This is a genomic window from Arthrobacter ginsengisoli (assembly GCF_031456935.1).
GTDB lineage: Bacteria > Actinomycetota > Actinomycetes > Actinomycetales > Micrococcaceae > Arthrobacter > Arthrobacter ginsengisoli.
In genome coordinates this window covers 1-20,261 of the sequence record NZ_JAVDVQ010000020.1, presented here as the reverse complement: position 1 = coordinate 20,261, position 20,261 = coordinate 1, and the positions used below count along the sequence as shown (strand labels likewise).

Here is a 20,261-nt window from a genome sequence, read left to right as displayed (position 1 = left end):
GTCTTCAAGGAGCCAACAATGAAGTTAGGTCCCCAGGCAGCAGCAGCTGCCCTTATCCTCAGCGCATCCCTGGCGCTGACAGCCTGCGGCGGCGGTGCTTCAGGCGCCGCCAACGGCAACAACGCATCCGCGCCCAAGACAACCACGCTGACGCTGGGCGCCGTTCAGGAAATCCGTTCCTGGGACCCGGCGCAGGCCCACGTCGGCCACTTCCTCCAGCCCTACCAGGCTGCCTACGACTCCCTGCTCCTGCGGGAACCGGACGGCAAGCTCAGCCCCATGCTGGCTACCGCCTGGAAGTACAACGCGGCGAACACGGTGCTCACCGTTGACCTGCGCACCGACGTGACGTTCAGCGACGGCGCCAAATTCGACGCCGAAGCGGCCAAGGCCAACCTGGACCACTTCAAGAAGGCCAACGGCCCGCAGATGGCACAGCTGACCGCCGTCTCGGACATCAAAGTCGTGGATGCTGACACCGTGGAGCTGAACCTGTCGGCGCCCGATCCCTCGTTGGAGTTCTACCTCAGCCAGGCCGCAGGCCTGATGGGCAGCCCCAAGGTGCTGGGCACCGAGGGCATCAAGACCGAGCCCGTCGGCAGCGGCGCGTACGTTATGGACAAGGCCGCCACGGTCAAGGACTCACAGTCGGTGTTCACAGCCCGCCAGGACTACTGGAACAAGGACATCCAGAAGTTCCAGAAGATTACCTTCAAGACCCTGGTGGACCTCACCGCCAGGACGAATGCCCTCGTTTCGGGACAGGTCGATGCCACGCTGCTGGATCCCAAGACCGGCAAGCAGGCAGAAGGCGCAAAGATGATCCTGGCTGCGAACGAAGTGGACTGGCAGGGCCTGACCCTGTTCGACCGCGACGGCACCAAGAACCCGGGCCTGAAGGACGTCCGCGTCCGCCAGGCCATCAACTACGCCTTTGACCGCAAGACCATCCTGGACCAGGTCCTGCTCGGTCAGGGCACTCCCACCTCCCAGCCATTCGGCAAGACCAGCGGCGCCTGGGTTGAAGAGCTCGAGAACAAGTACCCGTACGATCCGGCGAAGGCCAAGGCACTGTTGAAGGAAGCTGGTTATGAGACCGGACTGGTACTCCAGGTCCCGAGTGTCCCCGGGTTTGAAACGCAGCTGGCAGTGATCAAGCAGCAGCTGGCCGACGTCGGGGTCACCCTCGAAGTAGGCTCGGCGATCACCAACACCTACACCACCGACATCGCGGCACAGAAGTTCACCACCATGTACTTCTCGCTCTTCCAGGGGGAACCGTGGGTGGCCATCAACCAGATCGTCTCCACGAAGGCCCTGTACAACCCGTTCAAGAGCACCAGCCCCGAGCTGCAGGCCAAGATTGATGCCGTCCAGGGCGGCGGCAAGGATGCAGCCAAGCTGGCCCAGGAAGTGAACAAGTACGTGGTTGAGCAGGCCTGGTTCGCTCCGCTGTTCCGCGTGAACCAGATGTACTACCACAACTCGAAAATCAACGTGACGCCTCAGGTCCAGCAGGCTGTCCCGTCGATCTACAACTACTCGCCCGCCTCCTAGCAGCGGGCAAGCAGCCTCAAACCGGCGCAGGTCCGGCGGTCCGCCTCAGGCGGGCCGCCGGACCAGGCACTCTAACCATGCCCGTTCAATGGAGCCAGCAATGATCACATTCATCCTCAAACGCCTCGGCAGCGGACTAGTGGTCCTGTTCGCCGTCTCGATCCTTACCTTTTCCCTGCTTTACGTATCGAGCGGCAGCATTGCACGGAACATCCTGGGAGACCAGGCAACACCGGAGCAGCTCGCCGTCAAGGAAGCCGAATTGGGGCTCGACCAGCCCATCATCACGCGCTACTTCAGCTGGCTCACGGGCGCACTGAGCGGGGACCTGGGTACATCCTGGTTCACGTCCGAACCCGTGGCAGACGCCCTCTCCACACGCATCCCCGTCACCATGACCATGGTGTTCTCGGCCATGCTGCTCATCGCCATCATCGCGACCCTCATCGGCGTTGCCGCTGCAGTGAAGCGCGGCTGGGTGGACAGGGTGGTGCAGCTCGGCGCCATCATCGGCGACTCCGTTCCGGGGTTCGTCATCGGCATCATCCTGGTGACCGTACTTGCCATCCAGCTGGGCCTTTTCCCCGCCACCAGCACCATCTCCCCGGGTGAACCCGCCTCGGCCTGGGTGCTGTCCCTGACACTTCCCGTGATCGCCCTGCTGATCAACGGAGTCACCGGCGGCGCGCAGCAGATCCGCAGCGCCGTCATCAAGCAGCTCGAACGCGATTATGTCCGCACCCTGCGCAGCCGCGGCATCGGCGAGCGCGAGGTCCTGTTCAAGCATGTCCTGCGCAGCGCCGCTCCGGCGGGCCTGACTGTGCTCAGCCTGCAGCTGATCGGAATGCTCGGCGGCGTGGTCATCATCGAGCAGATCTTTGCCCTTCCCGGCATGGGACCGCTCGCCGTGGCCGCCACCAGCCAGAGCGATCAACCAGTGGTCATGGGCGTTGTTATGTACACCGTCGCCGTTGTTATTTTGGTCAACCTCATCGTTGACCTGCTCAACGGTTGGCTCAACCCGAAGGTGCGTACCTCGTGACCGAGTCCGTCGAAACCTCAGCCCTGACGCCCGTCCCCGGAACGTCCGGCCAGACCGGAACGGTAGTCCGGTCAACAGTCCTCAAACGCCTGCTGAAGAATCCGATGGGCAGCATCGCCATCGTTATTCTGATGGGGATGGCCGTCCTGGCCATGTTTGCCGATGTCCTGGCCCCGTTCGACGAGAATTTCGCGAACATTTCCAAGACCCTCGCGGCCCCGGACCCGGTCAACATTCTGGGCACAGACAGCTCAGGGCGCGACGTTTGGAGCCGGCTGCTGTTTGGGGCGCAGCTCACTCTCCTCTCCTCGCTGCTGTGCGCCGTCGTCGCCATCGTGATCGGCCTCCCCGCCGGCCTGGTCGCGGGCTACTACGCGGGCAGGTTCGAAGCCCTCTCCAACTGGATTGTCAGCATCCTGATGAGCCTCCCCGGCCTGATCGTGCTGCTGACCATCCGTGCGGCGTTCGGTCCGTCGGTATGGATTGCCATGATCGCGTTCGGCGTCCTGATCAGCCCGTCCTACTTCCGCCTGACCCGCTCGGCGGTGCAGTCTGTCCGCAACGAGCTGTACGTGGATGCCGCCCGCGTGTCCGGGCTCTCCGACCTGAGGATCATCACGCGCCACATCTTTTCCGTGGTTCGCGCCCCGATCATCATCCAGACCGCTGCCATCGCCGGAGTGGCGATCGCCATCCAGTCCGGACTCGAGTTCCTGGGACTGGGCGATCCGGCCAAAGCGACCTGGGGCGTGATGCTCAGCGAAGGATTCAAGAACGTCTACCTCACACCGACGCTGCTCTTCTGGCCCGCGTTCGCCATGGCTCTGACCATTGGTGCCCTGGTCCTGCTGGGGAACGCCCTCCGCGATGCCCTGGAGGACGGCGAAAAAATCAAACACCGCAAACGCACGACGGCGGCACCAGCCCCCGGGTCCGCCGCCACGCGCGCGGCACGCAAGACCCCTGCCGCCGTCGACGCCGGCACCGAACACCACCTCGTGAAGGTAACCAACCTCGGCGTCGGCTACCCGCAGGCAGACGGCTCCGTCAAGAAGGTGGTGGACGACGTTTCCTTCCACGTGGACCGCGGCGAGATCCTGGGCATCGTGGGTGAATCCGGGTCGGGCAAGTCCCAGACGGCGTTCTCCATCCTGGGACTGCTTCCGGACAACGCCCGGATCGTGGCCGGTTCCATCCAGTTCGACGGCAACTACACCGTGGCTCCGGGCGAGGAACACGTCAGCCAGGACCGGCTGTCCAAGCTGCGGGGCAGGAGGATTTCCTACATTCCGCAGGAGCCCATGAGCAACCTCGATCCGGCCTTCACCATCGGCTACCAACTGGTGACCCCCATGGTGCGGGTGCTCGGGATCTCCAAGGGCGAGGCGACAGCGCGGGCGCTAAAGCTCCTGACGGACGTCGGAATCGTCAACCCGAAGCGGACCTTCGACGCCTACCCGCACGAAGTTTCCGGCGGCATGGCCCAGCGCGTGCTGATTGCCGGTGCGATCAGCTGCGAACCGGACCTGGTGATCGCCGACGAACCCACCACGGCCCTGGACGTCACCGTGCAGGCTGAGGTGCTGGACCTGATCCGGGACCTCCAGAAGCGGCTGAACATCGGGGTGATTCTGGTGACCCACAACTTCGGCGTGGTGGCGGACCTCTGCGACCGCGTCGTGGTGATGCAGAACGGCCGTCTTGTGGAAGAAGGGCCGGTGCGCGGCATCCTCAGGAATCCGCAGGAGACGTACACCCGGACCCTGCTGGGGTCCATGCTGGAAGGCAAGGAACCCATGACCATGCTCGTTTCATCAACCTCCCAGGGGGCGGCATCATGACTGCAACCTTAGACTCCGGCGCCGCTCCCGCGGCCCGGGACCGTGCCGAACTGCTGCGCGTGGATGACCTCGTGGTGGAATATCCCGGCAAGGGCTTCCGGGCCAAGCCGTTCCGTGCGCTCACGGACATCAACATCTCCATCGGCCAGGGCGAGACCCTCGGCCTGGTGGGGGAGTCCGGGTCCGGCAAGACGACCCTGGGCCGCGCCGTGCTGGGGCTCGCGCCCGTCACGGCAGGAAGGATCACCTTCGAAGGCAAGGACATCAGCCACGCCGGCCGCAAGGACAGGCGCACCCTGAGCCGGGACCTGCAGGTGGTCTTCCAGGATCCGTACACCTCGTTGAACCCGGCCCTGGAAATCGGCGACATCCTCGCCGAGCCCCTCGCCGTGCAGGGCACGTCGCCCACCGCGGCCATGACCCGGGTCCGGGAACTCCTGGACCAGGTGGGCCTTCCCTCCGATGCCATCCACCGCCTGCCAAGGGAATTCAGCGGCGGCCAGCGTCAGCGCGTGGCCATAGCCCGCGCCCTGGCCCTGTCACCGAAACTGATCGTCTGCGACGAGCCCGTGAGCGCCCTGGACTTGTCGACGCAGGCCCGTGTGCTGGACCTGTTCCTCCAGATCCAGCGGGACACCGGAGTGTCCTACCTCTTCGTCTCCCATGACCTCGACGTTGTCCGGCACATCAGCCACCGCGTGGCCGTGATGTACCACGGCGAGATTGTGGAGCAGGGCCCGGCCGACGTCGTCACCCGGGACCCGGAACACCCCTACACGCAGCGGCTGCTGCTGGCCTCGCCGGTCCCGGATCCGGACCGCCAGGAACAGCGCAGGGCGGACCGGCACCGGCTGCTGGATCTCCAGCGCCAGCAGAACGAGCAGGCGGGTGTCCCCGCCTGAGGGCGGGCACCAGATTTACACCACAGGTATAGCAACGGAGGAACCAGAATGCCCAAAATCGGGGTTCAAGCCATGATGTTGAAGGACAGCTTCGCGGAGATCGGGCCGTTTGAAACGCTCCGTAAGGTCAGCGCGCTCGGGTACAACGCCGTCGAAATTTCGCAGATCCCCATGACGGCCGAGAACGTGGCCGAACTCGACCGGTCACGCGCCGAGCTTGGCATGGAGATGGCTGCCCTCTCGGTGGCCATGGAAAAGCCGGTGGGCCGGCCGGGCGACTCGCTGCGGGATGACTTCGACAAGATCGTGGACGATGCCAAACGCCTCGATTCCAAGCTCCTTCGGATCGGAATGCTGCCGTTCCCGGCGATGCAGTCCCTTGGCGCGGTCATTGAGTTCGCCAAGGAAGCCAACGGCTACGCCGAGCGGCTCCGGGAAAACGGGATCGGCCTCTATTACCACAACCACCACATTGAATTCGCGAAATTCGACGGAAAATACATGCTGGACATCATCGCGGACAATTCCCCCTCAATGGGGATGGAGATCGACGTGCACTGGGTCCAGCGCGGCGGCCTTGACCCCGTCCGGACCATCAACAAATACGCCGACCGTACGGCCATGGTGCACCTCAAGGACTACCGGATCGGTGAGATGCCCGAGGCGGCCTTCGGTATGCTGCAGGCCGGCGATTTCCCGGGCTTCATGCAGGAATTCAAAAACGTCGTCCAGTTCGCCGAAGTGGGCGAAGGAAACCTCGATTTCCCTTCTATCATCGACGCCTCGCAGGCCGCCGGAGCAGAGTACATGCTGGTGGAACAGGACGAACTCTACGGGCGCACCGTGTGGGAAGCCCTGCAGACGTCCTATGACAACCTTGTGGCCATGGGCTACGCGGACCTCTTCTGATTCCGGCTTCAGCCACCCCTAACCACTGCAACACGACAGGAAGCATCAGCACATGAGCAAGAAAGTACGCCTTGGCATTATCGGCCTGGGCCAGCAGGGCGGCGCCTACGCCAAATTCATCACGGACGGACTGGTCCCCAACATGGAGATCGGTGCGCTCTGCGATACAGATCCTGCGAAGAAGGACCTGGCGGCATCCCAGTACCCTGGCACACCCTTCTACGACGACTACATCACCATGCTTGAGAGCGGCGACGTGGACGCTGTCGTGACCTGCGTTCCGCACTTCCTGCACCCCGAGATGGGCATCGAAACCCTCAAGCGCAACATCCATGCCCTCGTCGAGAAGCCGGCCGGCGTCTACACCAAGCAGGTCAAGGAACTGAACGAGTTTGCCGCGAGCAAACCCGAACTGTCCTTCGCGATCATGTTCAACCAGCGCAACAACCCGCTGTACCAGAAGCTCAAGGAGATCGTGGACAGCGGGGAGATCGGCAAGATCCGCCGCACCAACTGGATCATCACCACATGGTGGCGTCCGCAGGGCTACTACAACTCCAGCGAATGGCGCGCCACGTGGGGCGGCGAAGGCGGCGGTGTCCTGGTTAACCAGGCACCACACCAGCTGGACCTGTGGCAGTGGATCTGCGGCGTGCCCAAGTCGGTGTACGCGAAGGTGGCCTATGGCTTCCGCCGGGACATCGCCGTCGAGGATGAGGTCACCGCAGTGGTGGACTACGGCGACGGCGCGACCGGCGTCTTCGTCACCGCCACCCACGACCTGACCGGCACCGACCGCTTCGAGATCCTGGGCGACCAGGGGAAGATCGTGGTGGAGGACAGCAAGACCGCCACTGTGACCCGGATGATCAAGCCGGAGCGCGAACTCAGCGAGGGCATGGGCATGGACGATGTCCGGAGGCTCTTTATGGGGGAACTGAACCCCGAGGAGTACTACAGCACCGAGGTCATCGAGTTTGAGTCGGCCTGGGGGGCCCAGCACTCCGGCGTCCTGGAGAACTTCGCGGCCAATATCCTGGACGGCACCCCGCTGCTGGCCCCGGGATCGGACGGCATCAAGGGTGTCCGCCTGGCCAACGCCATCCACCTCTCCAGCTGGACCGGCACGGAGGTGGGCCTGGACTTCGACGAGGACGAGTTCCTCGCCGAGCTGAACAAGCGCATCGCGGACGAAGGCAAGTTTCCCGAGCGCTCGTAGGCTGTCCCGGCTTCCCCGCCCGCTGAGCAGCAGTTGCGGCCGTTTTAAGCGCACAAACGGCCGCAACTGCGCCCCGGTTGAGTGGTTCCTCGTTAGGATGGGGCGGTGAGTGAACCCAAGACGCCGGACGCCGCCGCACCAAGAGGTCCGGTCAAAAAGCACGCCCGGAACGGAAAATCCAGCGCCACCATCTACGACATTGCCAAGGTCGCCGGCGTCAATCCGTCCACGGTGTCCCGGGCGCTCAGCAAGCCGGGCCGCGTCAGCGCCAAGACGCAGAAACTCATCGAGGATGCCGCCGCCGAGCTGAACTACCACGTGAACCCCTTCGCGCGTGCCCTGCCCACCGGCCGGACCAGCACGTTCGGGCTGATCGTCGCGGACATTACCAACCCCACGTTCTTCGACATCATCCGCGGAGCGGAAACCACCGCCACGGCGCGGGACTACACCCTGGTGCTCGCCGAGTCGGCGGAGTCCGCCGTCACCGAGCTGAAGGCAGCCCGCCGGATGATGGCCACCGTTGATGGCCTCATCCTTGCCAGCCCGCGCATGGATGACGACGAGATCCGGGCGCTTGCCCGCGACAAGCCCGTGGTGGTCATCAACCGCGAGGTCGACGGCGTGCCGTCCGTGGTTCCGGACGTGAACAAGGGCATCAGCGAGGCGGTCCGCAGCCTGGCTGCCAACGGCCACACGAAGGTCGCCTTCGTTGCCGGCCCGCCGCAGTCCTGGATGTCCGCCCGCCGCTGGGAAGGTGTGCAGGCTGCGTGCGAGTGGTCCCGGGTTGATGCCGTGCGGCTCGAATCCACCAAGCCCACGGTCGACGGCGGCCGGCAGGTGGCCCGCGACGTCCGTGCCAGCGGTGCCACCGCCGTGCTGACCTACAACGACCTCCTGGCCATCGGACTCATGCAGGAACTCCAGGCCGCGGGCATGGTGGTGCCGGACCAGATCAGCATTGTGGGCTTCGACGATATCTTCGGGGCGGATTTCACCACACCTCCGCTCACCACCGTGCGCTCGCCGCTGGGGGAGTGCGGCTCGGTTGCCGCAACGCTGCTGCTTGGCCTCCTGCACGACTCGGGGGAGCCTGCCAGCACCGTGCGCGTCGAGACGGAGCTGGTGCTCCGGGGCTCGAGCGGACGGCTCCTGCCCGCTGGCTAGTTCCACCGGTATAACCCCAGCAACTTAATGGCAATTATTGGCAACCGGTTGACAAGCGGCTATGGCAGGCCGGACCATTGATTTATGTCACAGTCGATTGCCGCCAACCCCGACCGGCTCCTGCCCGCGGATCCCGGAACGCGCAGTATTGCGCGCGACCTCCTGCAGCGCGTCCAGGATCTCCCCATCCTTTCCCCGCACGGGCACGTTGACGCCGCCGTCATCGAACACAACACCCCGTTCCCGGACCCGGCAGCGCTGCTGGTCAGCCCGGACCACTACGTCACCCGGCTGATCCACGCCAGCGGTGTTCCGCTGGACCGGCTGCGCCCCTCCAAAACCGCTGAACCGGACTCCCGCGCTGTCTGGCACGAGTTCTGCAAGGCGTGGCCGTTGTTGGAGGGCACGGCCTCCGGTTACTGGCTCCGCACCCAGTTCGAGAGCGTCTTCGGCCTCCAGCAGGAGATCAGCCCCGAGACGGCCGATGCCAGCTACGATGCGATTTCGGCCAGGTTGCTCGAGCCCGGATTCCGACCCCGCCAGCTCTTCAAGGACTTCAATATCGAGGTGCTGGCCACCACGGACGACCCCCTCGACAATCTGGCCAGCCACAAGGCGATCGCCCAGGACCCCACGTTCCACGGACGTGTCCTGCCCACCTTCCGTCCGGACGCCTACCTGAACATTGCGCATCCCGACTGGTCCGCAAACGTGGACCGGCTCATCGCGGCTGCGGGCGACGGCGCCACCGGCTATGCCGGCTACCTCACCGCCCTGGAAAACCGGCGCCGTTACTTCGTGGAACACGGCGCGGTCTCTGCTGACCACGGCGTCCGCACCCCCGCAACGCTCAAGCTCGACGCCGGCGCGGCAGCGAAACTGTTCGACCGTGCCCGCACGGGCCAGGCCACGGCGCAGGACCGCGACGACTTCGAAGCCCACATGATGTACCAGATGGCGCGGATGTCCGTGGAGGACGGCCTGGTCATGACCATCCACCCCGGGTCCTACCGCAACCACCACGAACCCACGTTCGACGCCTACGGCGCCGACACAGGCCACGACATCCCGTTCGCGGTCAACTACACGGAGGCGATCCGCCCCCTGCTGCAGGACTTCGGCACCGCCAAGGACTTCCACCTGGTGCTGTTCACACTGGATGAGACCGTGTTCTCCCGGGAACTCGCGCCGCTGGCCGGCTTCTACCCCTCGGTCTACCTTGGTGCCCCGTGGTGGTTCCTGGACGCGCCGGATGCCATGCTGCGCTTCCGCTCCGCCGTCACCGAAACCGCTGGCTTCTCCCGCTCATCCGGCTTCATCGACGATACGCGCGCGTTCTGCTCCATCCCGGCCCGGCACGATGCCTCCCGCCGGATCGAGGCGTCCTTCCTGGCCCGCCTCGTCGCGGAGCACCGCGTCAGCGAGGACCGCGCCCACGAAATCATCGTCGACCTCGTCGACGCCTCCCCACGAAGGGTCTTCAAGCTGTGAGCATCGAACTGCAATCCCAGGCGGCACCCGCCGTGGAACTTCCCCGGCTGAACCGCAGCCTTCGCCCGTCCGCCAAGGCGCCGGTGCGGATTGTGCACCTGGGGCTGGGTGCGTTCCACCGCTCCCACCAGGCCTGGTACACGCACCAGGCCGGCGACGCCGCGGACTGGGGCATTGCCTCCTTCACCGGCCGCCGCCCCGACGCCGCCCTGGCCCTGGCCGAACAGGACGGCCTCTACACCGTGGTGGAACGTGCCGACAGCGGGGACTCGTTCGCGGTGGTCAGCAGCATCGTCGAAGCCGTGGACGGCGCTGACATGCAGCGGCTCGCGGCGCTGGTTGCCGCTCCGGCCACCGCCGTCATCTCCCTGACCATCACCGAAGCCGCCTACCGGCTCGGCACCGACGGGCACCTGGACAGCACCGCGCCTGACGTCGCCGCCGACCTTGCGCTGCTGGCCTCCGGCAGCGGAAGCCCGACGACGCCGCTGGGCCGGCTTGTGCTGGCCCTCGCCGCCCGCCGGGCAGCCGTGGCCGGACCGCTCGCCGTCGTCTGCTGCGACAACCTTTCCAACAACGGCACCGTGGCGCACAACGCCGTGGTGGGCCTGGCCGGGGCGTGGGACGCTGACCTGGCAGGCTGGATTGATGCCAACGTCAGTTTCGTCAGCACCTCGGTGGACCGCATCACTCCGCGCACAACTGACGCGGACGTTGCCGCCGTCCAGGCCGCCTGCGGTTACCGCGACACTTCCCCTGTGGTGGCGGAGCCCTTCTCCAACTGGGTACTGAGCGGGGACTTCCCCGCCGGGCGGCCGCGCTGGGAAGATGCCGGCGCCGTGTTCGTGGCAGACATTGAGCCCTACGAGAACCGCAAGCTGTGGCTCCTGAACGGCGCCCACTCGCTGCTGGCCTACGCCGGCCAGCTTCGCGGCCACACCACTGTCGCCCAGGCCCTGGCGGACCCGCTGTGTTTGCGGGCCGTTGAAAGTTTCTGGGACGAGGCGGAAGCGAACCTTTCCGGCGCCGACCTGCAGATCCCGGCCTACCGCGCAGCGCTGCTGGCACGCTTTAGCAACGCCCGGATTGCCCATCACCTCGCGCAGATCGCGATGGATGGCAGCACCAAGCTGCGGATGCGCGCCGTTCCGGTGTTGCGGGCCGAGCGTGCCGCGGGCAGGTCTGGCGCGGCCGCCGCGCTCATGATTGCCGCTTGGATGGACTACAGCGCTGCCGCTGCCGCCTTCCACGATCCGCTGGCCGAAGAGGCGGCCGCAGCCAACCGGCTCAGCGGCACCGAGCGGATCCGCGCCCTGCTGGGCCTGGTGGATCCCGCCCTCGCCGGCGACGCCGCCGTCGTGGGCCTGCTTGAAGGCCTGTGCGGAACCTTCGGGGAGCTGGCTGTCGCGCCGTAACGTCCCCCGCGCAACACTGCTGCCCGGCTCCCGGATCACGGGGACCGGGCAGCAGTGTTTCAATGAACTTTCAACAAAAACTTATGGCAACCGCTTGCCAACGGATTGCCAAGTGACTAGGATTACAGCAAGAGCAAACCCGGCGCCACCGCCCCCAAATCCTCCTCCCGGCACAGACCGCAACGACGCGATAGGACCCCCCAATGCTCAAGCCCCAGGCCAGCGAAACACGCGAACTCGTCAACCTTGACGGCCTCTACAGCTTCAAAGTGGACTTCGACCGTGCCGGTCACGAGGAAGAGTGGTTCAGGGCGCCCCTGGACACGGGGCTGGAAATGGGCGTTCCCGCCAGCTACAACGACGTCTTTCCGGACAAGGCCGTCCGCGACCACGTCGGCTACGTCTGGTACCAGCGCCAAGTCCGCGTCCCGCGCGGCTGGGCCGGGGAACGGATCCACGTCCGCCTCGACTCGGCAACGCACGAGGGCATGGTGTGGGTGGACGAGGTCCTGGTCGCCCAGCACGCGGGCGGCTACATGCCCTTCAGCGCGGACATCACCGACCACGTGACGCCGGGCAAGACGTTCCGGCTGACGGTCTCGGTCAACAACGAACTCACCCAGGCCACCATCCCGCCCGGCAGCATCACCGTCACCGAGGACGGCCGCCGGCAGCAGAGCTACCTGCACGACTTCTACAACTACGCGGGCCTGCACCGCAGCCTGTGGCTCTACAGCACGCCCGCGGTCACCGTGGATGACATCACCGTCGTCACCGGCTTCGACGGCCCCACCGGCAGTGTGGACTACACTATCGCGACGGCGGGCGGCGCCGGCAGCGAAACCGTGTCCGTTTCGCTCAAGGATGCCGACGGCATCGAGGTGGCCCGCGCGGACGGCGCCCAGGGCGCGCTGGTGATCAACGACGTCGTGCTCTGGAAGCCCGGCGCAGCCTACCTCTACAGCCTGACCGCCGAAATCCACGACGGCGGCCGGCTGCTGGACAGCTACACGCTCCCCATCGGCATTCGAACCGTCGAGGTCAGTGGCAAGGAATTCCGCATCAACGGGGAGCCGTTCTACTTCACCGGCTTCGGCATGCACGAGGACCACGTCACCGTCGGCAAGGGCCACAGCGACGCCCAGATGGTCAACGATTTCCAGCTCCTGGACTGGGTGGGCGCCAACTCGTTCCGGACCTCGCACTACCCCTACGCCGAAGAGGTCATGGAGTTCGCGGACCGCCACGGGATCGTGGTGATCGACGAAACCGCCGCCGTCGGGCTGCACCTGGGCTTCGGCGCCGTCTTCGGCGGCATCTCCAAGAAGACCTACGTCGACGGCGGCGTGGACGCCAACACCGCCGCCAGCCACCGCCAGGCCATCACCGAGCTCGTGGCCCGGGACAAGAACCACCCGTCGGTGGTGATCTGGTCCATCGCCAACGAACCCAACGGATCCGAGGAAGGCGCCCGGGAGTACTTCGAGCCGTTGGTGGAACTCACCCGCGAGCTGGACCCCACCCGTCCCGTGGGCTACGTCAACGTCATGTTCGACACTCCGGACAAGGAACTGCTGGGCGACCTCTTCGACGTCATCATGCTCAACCGCTACTACGGCTGGTATCTGAACAACGGGGACCTGGAATCAGCCGAGGCCGTGCTGGAGAAGGAACTCCGCGAATGGGAAGCCAAGTACGGCAAGCCGATGATCATGACCGAGTACGGACCGGACACCATGCCCGGCTTCCACTCCATTTATGAACAGCCCTGGAGCGAGGAATACCAGGCCGCCTTCCTGGCCATGTACCACCGCGTCTTTGACCGCGTGGACGCCATGGTGGGCGAGCAGGTCTGGAACTTCGCCGACTTCCAGACGTCCAATGGCATCATGCGCGTGGACGGCAATAAGAAGGGCGTCTTTACCCGCGACCGCCGGCCCAAGCCTGCCGCGTTCGCCCTGCGCCGGCGCTGGACCGCGCTGGCCGGCACGAAGAACATCAGCAACCCTTAGCGTTTTCACCATTTTCGCCGGCCCCTGGGACGGCACCGGGTAAAGGAGCCCACATATGAAAAAGCTCGGCAAATTAAGCATCATCGGCTATGGCGCCGGCGATGCCGCCAACAACCTCGCCTTCACCACCGCCACCATGTTCCTGCTGGTGTACTACACGGACGTGGCCGGGATCTCCGCTGCCGCAGCCGGCACCCTGCTGCTCACGGTCAGGATCTTCGACGCCTTCGCCGACGTGTTCGCCGGCCGCGTGGTCGACCGGAGTTTCAGCAAGCGGTTTGGCAAGTTCCGCCCGTTCATCATGTTCGGGTCCATCCCGCTGCTCCTGCTCAGCGTGGCAACCTTCTCCATTCCGCAGCTGGGTGAGTCGGGCACCCTCCTCTACGCCTACGTCACGTATGCCGCCCTTGGCCTGGCCTACAGCCTGGTCAACATCCCCTACGGTTCCCTGGCCGGCGCCATGACGCAGGATCCGGGGGACCGGGCGAAGCTCGGCTCCGCCCGCATGATCGGCGCGCTGCTGGTGGGTTCCGCCCTCGGCATCTTCGTGGCACCGCTCATCAAGCCGGGGGCCGACCTCCAGGCGACCTTTACCACGATCACCCTGGCGTTCGTCGTGATCGGCGCGGCCCTCTACTTCTTCACCGTGCTGACCGCGAAGGAACGGGTGCACCGCGCCGTCCCGAACGTCACGTTCAAACAGAGCATGGACACGCTCAAGGGCAACAAGCCGCTCCTGATGCTCTGCCTGAGCTCCTTCTTCTTCCTCTCGGGCTACCTCGCCCTGACCTCTGTCCAGCTGTTCTACCTGCGCGACGTCCTGGGAAGGCTGGACCTGTACCCGGTCCTGTCCATCATTCAGCTGGTCCTCGCCTTCGTGCTGGCCGCGGTCATGCCCAGGCTGGTCCGGAGCATCGGCAAGAAGCGTGTCTACATCTATTCGTCGCTGGTGACCGTGATCGGCGGAATCACGATCTTCCTTACCCCGGCCAGCCAGGTCTGGCTCGGTTTCGCGGGCCTCGTGCTGAGCCTCGTGGGCGTTCTTGCCGTCAACATCGTGGTCTGGGCCCTGGAAGCCGACACCGTGGAGTACGGCGAATGGAAGACCGGCGTCCGTACCGAAGGCATCACCTACGCACTCTTCTCCTTCACCCGCAAAACAGGCCAAGCCGTCGGTGGAGCACTCGCCGCGTACGCCCTGGCTCTGGGCGGCTACAAAGCCGGTGCCGCACAGACCGCAGAAGCCGTGTTCGGAATCCAACTCGCCGCCGGTGCCATCCCGGCCGTGTTGACCATTGTGGCGGTCGCGGTCATTTCCAAGTACAAGCTCACCGACGCCCGGCACGCGGAAATCCTCGCGGATATCCGGTCCCGCCGCGAAAGCGGAGCTGACGCATCGGGCGACAGCCCGGACGGCGCTGCCGGCGGAAATTCGGACGGCACGTCCGACGACGCCGCGCCGGCCGCCGCCAAGCCGGCGGCGTCCACCACCAACTGAACCCCCACCCAGCCAAGATAAGGACCTGCTGTGAAAATCATTGCTGCTGAAGTCTTCGTGACCAGCCCCTCCCGGAACTTCGTGACCCTGCGGATCACGACGGACGACGGCGTGACCGGGATCGGTGACGCGACGCTGAACGGGCGTGAGCTTGCCGTGGCCGCGTATTTGAAGGAACACGTGGCGCAGTTGCTGATCGGGAAGGACCCGCACCGGATCGAGGACACCTGGCAGTTCCTGTACCGGTCCTCGTACTGGCGCCGGGGTCCGGTCACGATGGCGGCGATCGCCGCGGTGGACATGGCGCTGTGGGACATCAAGGGCAAGGTCGCGAACATGCCGGTGTACCAGTTGCTGGGCGGGGCGTCGCGGAACGGGCTGCGCGCGTACGGCCACGCCTCGGGCGCGGACCTGGAGTCGTTGTTTGATTCGGTCCGGGAGCACCTGGAGCTCGGCTACAAGTCGGTGCGGATCCAGACCGCGGTCCCCGGGATCAAGGCCGTGTACGGGGTTGCTGCGCAGGCGCAGGCCTCGGGTGAACGCTATGACTACGAGCCCGCCGGGCGCGGCGCGTTCCCGGTCGAGGAGGACTGGGACACCCGGGCGTACCTGCGGCACCTGCCCAGCGTGTTTGAGGCGGTCCGGAACGAGTTCGGCCCGGAGCTGCCGCTGCTGCATGACGGGCACCACCGGATGACGCCGATCCAGGCCGCGAAGCTGGGCAAGGCGCTGGAACCCTATGACCTGTTCTGGCTGGAGGACTGCACCCCGGCGGAGAACCAGGAGGCGCTGCGCCTGGTCCGGCAGCACACCACCACGCCGCTGGCGATCGGTGAAATCTTCAACACCGTGTATGACTACCAGACCATCATCAAGGAACAGCTGATCGACTATGTCCGGGCCGCGTCCACGCACTTCGGCGGGATCAGCCCGCTGAAGAAGGTGATGGACTTCGCCGCGCAGTACCAGATCAAGTCCGGCTTCCACGGCCCCACCGACATCTCCCCGGTCGGGTTCGCCGCGCAGCTGCACGTGGGCCTGGCGATCCACAACTACGGCATCCAGGAATACATGCAGCACTCGGACGCGACCAACGAGGTCTTCGAGCAGTCCATGACCTTCGTCGACGGCTACCTGCACCCGGGCAACAAACCCGGCATCGGCGTCGAATTCAACGAGGAAGCCGCCGCGGCGTTCCCGTACCAGCAGGCCTACCTGCCCTACAACCGCCTCGTCGACGGAACGGTCCACGACTGGTGACGGACATTACCTCCACACCCGTCGCTACGGCGCCCATCCCCGCACGCGCCCGCCGCCGCATCGTCGTCATGGGCGTCTCCGGCTGCGGCAAGACCACCATCGGCGACCTCGTCGCCCGCGAACTCGGCCTACCGTTTCTCGACGGCGACGCCCTCCACCCCGTGGAAAACGTCGCCAAAATGGCAGCCGGCACACCGCTGACGGACGACGACCGCTGGCCCTGGCTCGCCACCGTCGGCAGCACGCTGGCCAACGCCGGCGACGGCGGACTGGTCCTTGCCTGTTCCGCGCTCAAGCGCAGCTACCGGGACGCCATCCGCGCCCTGGCGCCGGACACCGTATTCCTGCACCTGCACGGCAGCAAAGAGGTCCTTGGGTCACGGCTCGAAGGCCGTTCCGGCCACTTCATGCCGGCCGCGCTGCTGGATTCCCAGCTCGCTACACTGGAACCGCTCGTCGGCGACGAAGCCGGGATCGTGGTGGACATCGCCGCCCCGGTCAACCAGGTGCTGAATGAGGCGCTGGCCGGCGTTGCCGCCGTCGACGGCTCCACGGTTACCGCTGGCGACAGCCCCGGTGCCGCCGGCAGCCAACCCCGCCAGTTCGACGTCGACCTTCAGGCCGCGCCGTTCAACCTCGATGACGACGCGATCGCGTGGGTGGATTCCACGATCGCCGGGATGAGCCTCGGGGAAAAAATCGGGCAACTGTTCATCAACCACAACAACGATTACTCCCCGGAGTACCTGGACGGCGTGCTGGACACGTTCCACGTGGGCGGCATGCGCTACCGGCCGGGGCCCTCCGCCGCGGTGCAGGAACACATCCGCTATGCGCAGTCGAAGACCAGCATCCCGCTTCTGGTGGCATCCAACCCGGAAATGGGCGGAGCCGGAAGCTGCGACGACGGAACGTTTGTGTCGACGCACCTGCAGGCCGGCTCGCACCCGGACAAGGCCATCGCCCGGCAGATGGGGCAGGTTGCCGGCGTCGAAACGGCGGCGCTGGGCTGCAACTGGGCATTCGCACCGATCGTGGACATCCACTACAACTGGCGGAACACAGTCATCTCCACCCGGGCCTTCGGCAACACCCCGGAGATCGTGGTGGAGCGGGCCAAAGAGTACTTCGACGGGATCAGCGAGTCACCCACCGCCTGCGCCATGAAGCACTTCCCGGGGGACGGCATGGACGAACGCGACCAGCACGTGGTCACGTCCTACAACACGCTGGGCTATGAGGAATGGAACCGGACGTACGGGCACGTGTACCGCGAGATGATCGGGCACGGCGTGCAGTCCATCATGATCGGGCACATCGGAGCGCCGGAACTTTCCCGGCACTTCCGGCCCGGCCTGCCGGACAGGGACATCCTGCCCGCGACGCTGGCGCCGGAACTGCTCCAGGACCTGCTCCGCGGTGAACTCGGCTTCAACGGGCTGATCCTTACCGACGCGTCTCAGATGATCGGCCTGACGCAGGCCATGAGGCGCAAGGACCTGGTGCCGGCCACCATCGCCGCCGGCTGCGACATGTTCCTGTTCTTCCGCAACCCCGAGGAAGACTTCCAGTACATGCTGGACGGCTACAAGTCCGGCATCATCACCGAGCAGCGCCTGCACGACGCGCTGCGCCGGATCCTGGCGCTCAAGGCCAGCCTCGGCCTGCACCGGAAACCCAGCGCAGAGCTTGTCCCGCCGGCAGAATCCCTCGGGGTGATCGGCAGCGACGCACACCGTGCCGTGGCAGCGGCGATCGCGGACAAGACTGTCACCCTGGTCAAGGACACCGCCGGCAACCTGCCGATCACGCCGGAAACGCACAAACGGATCCGCCTGTACGGCATCTCCGGCGGTGCGGACTTCACCCGCGCCGACCCGCTGGCGTACCTGGACACCGTCAAGGCCGAACTCGAAAACGCCGGCTTCGAGGTGCACCTGTTCAAGACGGCGGACCAGCGTGAGGCAGCGGGGGAGACCGGCGTGAATTTCATGTCTGTCATCTCCGAGGAGGCTACCGGCGACTACGCGGACAAGTACGACGCCGCTTTTGTATTTGCCAACGTGAAGGGTTTCGCCCAGGAGGCTGCGATCCGGATCAAGTGGTCCACACCGATGGCCGCGGAGATCCCGTGGTACGTCACGGAGGTCCCCACCGTGTTCGTCTCGCTCAACCAGCCCAACCACCTGATTGACGTGCCGATGGTGAAGACCGCGATCCATGCCCACGCAGGGTCGCCGGAGGCCATTCGGGCGACGATCGAGAAGATCATGGGCAAGTCGGAGTTCCAGGGAACGTTCAACGAGAACGTTTTCTGCGATTCCTTCGACACCCGGCTCTAACCGAAGATCCTTGTGTTCTGGAGGACCGCATCAGCAACCCTGGTGCGGTCCTCTGCTGTGGGCCACAAATGCGCGTGTGTATCCAAGGATGTCGTGGCCGACGGCAGCCTTGACCGTCTTGCGTATCAGCCGCCGACTGTGTTTTGAGCCGGCAGGGGACGTCCGCGTCCTGGCTGAGCGCGGTGATCTTCGGTATTCGAGCTTCGCATTTCGGACTGTCAGCGACAGCAGGGCCGACCACAGCCAGGGATGCGCACCTACCGCCCGCGTCCGCGAGGGTAATCCCACCCGCGCGGACGGCGGATGGGATTACGTTTAACTCATCGATTCATCCCAGCAGGCCTTGCTATCGGAGCGAGAGGCACCCCGGGTTCGGCCCTCGGTTACAGTGAAGATGCGGTTGTGGCGCTCACAAGTAACTTGAAACAGTAGCGCGCAACGCCACGGTGTGCTCGTAGATCTCTTCCAGGGAGTCGATGGGCACTCTGGTTTCCTCCTTGTCGGCGCCGAAGATCCCGATGTACTTCTCTGTGCGGTTAAAGTGCAGCCGCGCGATCGGCTTCCGGTTGTTGTCGTCCAGCAATACCGCAAAGTAGGACTTGGAATCTCGCTGAGCAACGCGAGAGGGCTTGACCTCGCTGCAAACGATGGCGCGGACGATCTGATAGCCCTCGAGTTCCTCCAGCGTTGTCACGATGCCGTCGGCTGCCGCCAGGTCGGCATCGGCGACGGGAGCGCTGGTGACCGATGCCGCGAGAGCAGCTTCATCATTTTGTGCAAAACTGGGAGCCCCCAGAGCTTTCTTGAGGCGCTCATTGACCTGGTCATTCAGGAACTGCTTCGACGCCTTGGTCACCAATGTGGTGAATTGTTCGCGTACCTTTTGCGTGTACGCCCCGGAGTACACTCGGGCAGTCAGAAACTTGATCCATTCGTCTTCCGGCTCATGAAACTGTGCGGCCAGAGTCCTCTTGAGTTCACCGATGTACTTTAGTTCTCCGGCGGCACTGATGATGGAGTCCAGATCGAAGACGTCTTTGGACAATTTCCGCAGCTCCGGGATGAGCGAGTCGTCGATGTCGTTCAGGTCCAGGACCAAGAACGGTTTCGCGTCCATTTTGTTTGGGGCGTCAAGATCCGTGAAGAACTGGTACATCTCGCCGTTAGTGAGGATCGCGATCTTGGCGTTTGTCACAGCGAAGTAGCGAAAAAGCTGGGAAGCATGTTCGATCTTTACCGGCTCAGTCGACTTCTTGCATTCGATCAGAATCTGGACTTCACCGTCCTTGACGATGGCGTAGTCGACCTTTTCACCCTTCTTAAGGCCCACGTCCGCAATGAATTCTGGGACAACCTCCATCGGATTGAAGACGTCGTAACCGAGAATGGTGGAAATGAAGGGCATGACGAACGCATTCTTCGTGGCCTCTTCGGTCTCAATCACTCCACGCTGCTGGCGCACCTTTGCTGCCAACGCTGCTTTCATGGGGTCGACGTTTTACATTCGAAAACCGTAGGTGACTGTGAGGATTGTGGTGGCTGGTCTGGGACTGGCTGGCAGAGTGGTATTGGTCGTTCTGTCCCGTGGATGTGACTCAGTAAGTGA

The 20,261-nt window shown here is 64.9% G+C and carries 14 protein-coding genes; 13 read left to right on the top strand and 1 reads right to left on the bottom strand.

Going from position 1 to position 20,261, the window contains the following annotated elements:
- Positions 1-18 precede the first annotated feature (18 nt).
- From J2X01_RS17480 to J2X01_RS17420, 13 genes are all read left to right on the top strand, one after another.
- Complete coding sequence (locus J2X01_RS17480) at positions 19-1,557, top strand: ABC transporter substrate-binding protein (RefSeq protein WP_310060333.1); 1,539 nt, start codon at positions 19-21, stop codon at positions 1,555-1,557.
- Positions 1,558-1,657: 100 nt separating this feature from the next.
- Positions 1,658-2,599, top strand: coding sequence for an ABC transporter permease (locus tag J2X01_RS17475; protein ID WP_310060330.1), 942 nt, complete (start codon positions 1,658-1,660; stop codon positions 2,597-2,599).
- Positions 2,596-4,440, top strand: a complete 1,845-nt coding sequence (locus J2X01_RS17470; RefSeq protein ID WP_310060328.1) for a dipeptide/oligopeptide/nickel ABC transporter permease/ATP-binding protein — start codon at positions 2,596-2,598, stop codon at positions 4,438-4,440. The genes J2X01_RS17475 and J2X01_RS17470 overlap by 4 nt, the downstream gene beginning before the upstream one ends.
- Positions 4,437-5,342 (top strand): ATP-binding cassette domain-containing protein, encoded by a 906-nt coding sequence (locus J2X01_RS17465; protein ID WP_310060326.1) that lies wholly within the window; start codon positions 4,437-4,439, stop codon positions 5,340-5,342. The genes J2X01_RS17470 and J2X01_RS17465 overlap by 4 nt, the downstream gene beginning before the upstream one ends.
- Positions 5,343-5,390: 48 nt before the next feature.
- Positions 5,391-6,251 (top strand): sugar phosphate isomerase/epimerase family protein, encoded by an 861-nt coding sequence (locus tag J2X01_RS17460; RefSeq protein ID WP_310060323.1) that lies wholly within the window; start codon positions 5,391-5,393, stop codon positions 6,249-6,251.
- A gap of 52 nt (positions 6,252-6,303) precedes the next feature.
- Positions 6,304-7,470: a Gfo/Idh/MocA family protein gene (locus J2X01_RS17455; RefSeq protein ID WP_310060320.1), complete on the top strand. Its 1,167-nt coding sequence runs from the start codon at positions 6,304-6,306 to the stop codon at positions 7,468-7,470.
- Between the two features lie 105 nt (positions 7,471-7,575).
- Positions 7,576-8,637 carry a LacI family DNA-binding transcriptional regulator gene (locus J2X01_RS17450; RefSeq protein WP_310060317.1) on the top strand — a complete coding sequence of 354 codons (1,062 nt, stop codon included), beginning with the start codon at positions 7,576-7,578 and terminating at the stop codon, positions 8,635-8,637.
- Between the two features lie 84 nt (positions 8,638-8,721).
- Positions 8,722-10,128 carry a glucuronate isomerase gene (gene uxaC, locus J2X01_RS17445; RefSeq protein ID WP_310060313.1) on the top strand — a complete coding sequence of 469 codons (1,407 nt, stop codon included), beginning with the start codon at positions 8,722-8,724 and terminating at the stop codon, positions 10,126-10,128.
- Positions 10,125-11,543, top strand: coding sequence for a mannitol dehydrogenase family protein (locus J2X01_RS17440; protein ID WP_310060311.1), 1,419 nt, complete (start codon positions 10,125-10,127; stop codon positions 11,541-11,543). The genes uxaC and J2X01_RS17440 overlap by 4 nt, the downstream gene beginning before the upstream one ends.
- 203 nt (positions 11,544-11,746) lie before the next feature.
- Positions 11,747-13,555 (top strand): beta-glucuronidase, encoded by a 1,809-nt coding sequence (gene uidA, locus J2X01_RS17435; protein WP_310060307.1) that lies wholly within the window; start codon positions 11,747-11,749, stop codon positions 13,553-13,555.
- A 55-nt stretch (positions 13,556-13,610) separates the two neighbouring features.
- Positions 13,611-15,053, top strand: a complete 1,443-nt coding sequence (gene uidB, locus J2X01_RS17430; RefSeq protein ID WP_310060303.1) for a glucuronide transporter — start codon at positions 13,611-13,613, stop codon at positions 15,051-15,053.
- Positions 15,054-15,083: 30 nt separating this feature from the next.
- Positions 15,084-16,313, top strand: a complete 1,230-nt coding sequence (manD, locus tag J2X01_RS17425) for a D-mannonate dehydratase ManD (RefSeq protein WP_310055870.1) — start codon at positions 15,084-15,086, stop codon at positions 16,311-16,313.
- Between the two features lie 68 nt (positions 16,314-16,381).
- The gene (locus tag J2X01_RS17420; RefSeq protein ID WP_310060462.1) at positions 16,382-18,655 is read left to right on the top strand and encodes a gluconokinase, GntK/IdnK-type; all 2,274 of its coding nucleotides are present in this window, start codon (positions 16,382-16,384) and stop codon (positions 18,653-18,655) included.
- A gap of 409 nt (positions 18,656-19,064) precedes the next feature.
- Here the strand turns inward: J2X01_RS17420 and J2X01_RS17415 are convergent, their stop codons facing one another.
- Complete coding sequence (locus tag J2X01_RS17415) at positions 19,065-20,141, bottom strand: type I restriction endonuclease (protein WP_310060300.1); 1,077 nt, start codon at positions 20,139-20,141, stop codon at positions 19,065-19,067.
- Positions 20,142-20,261: the final 120 nt, after the last annotated feature.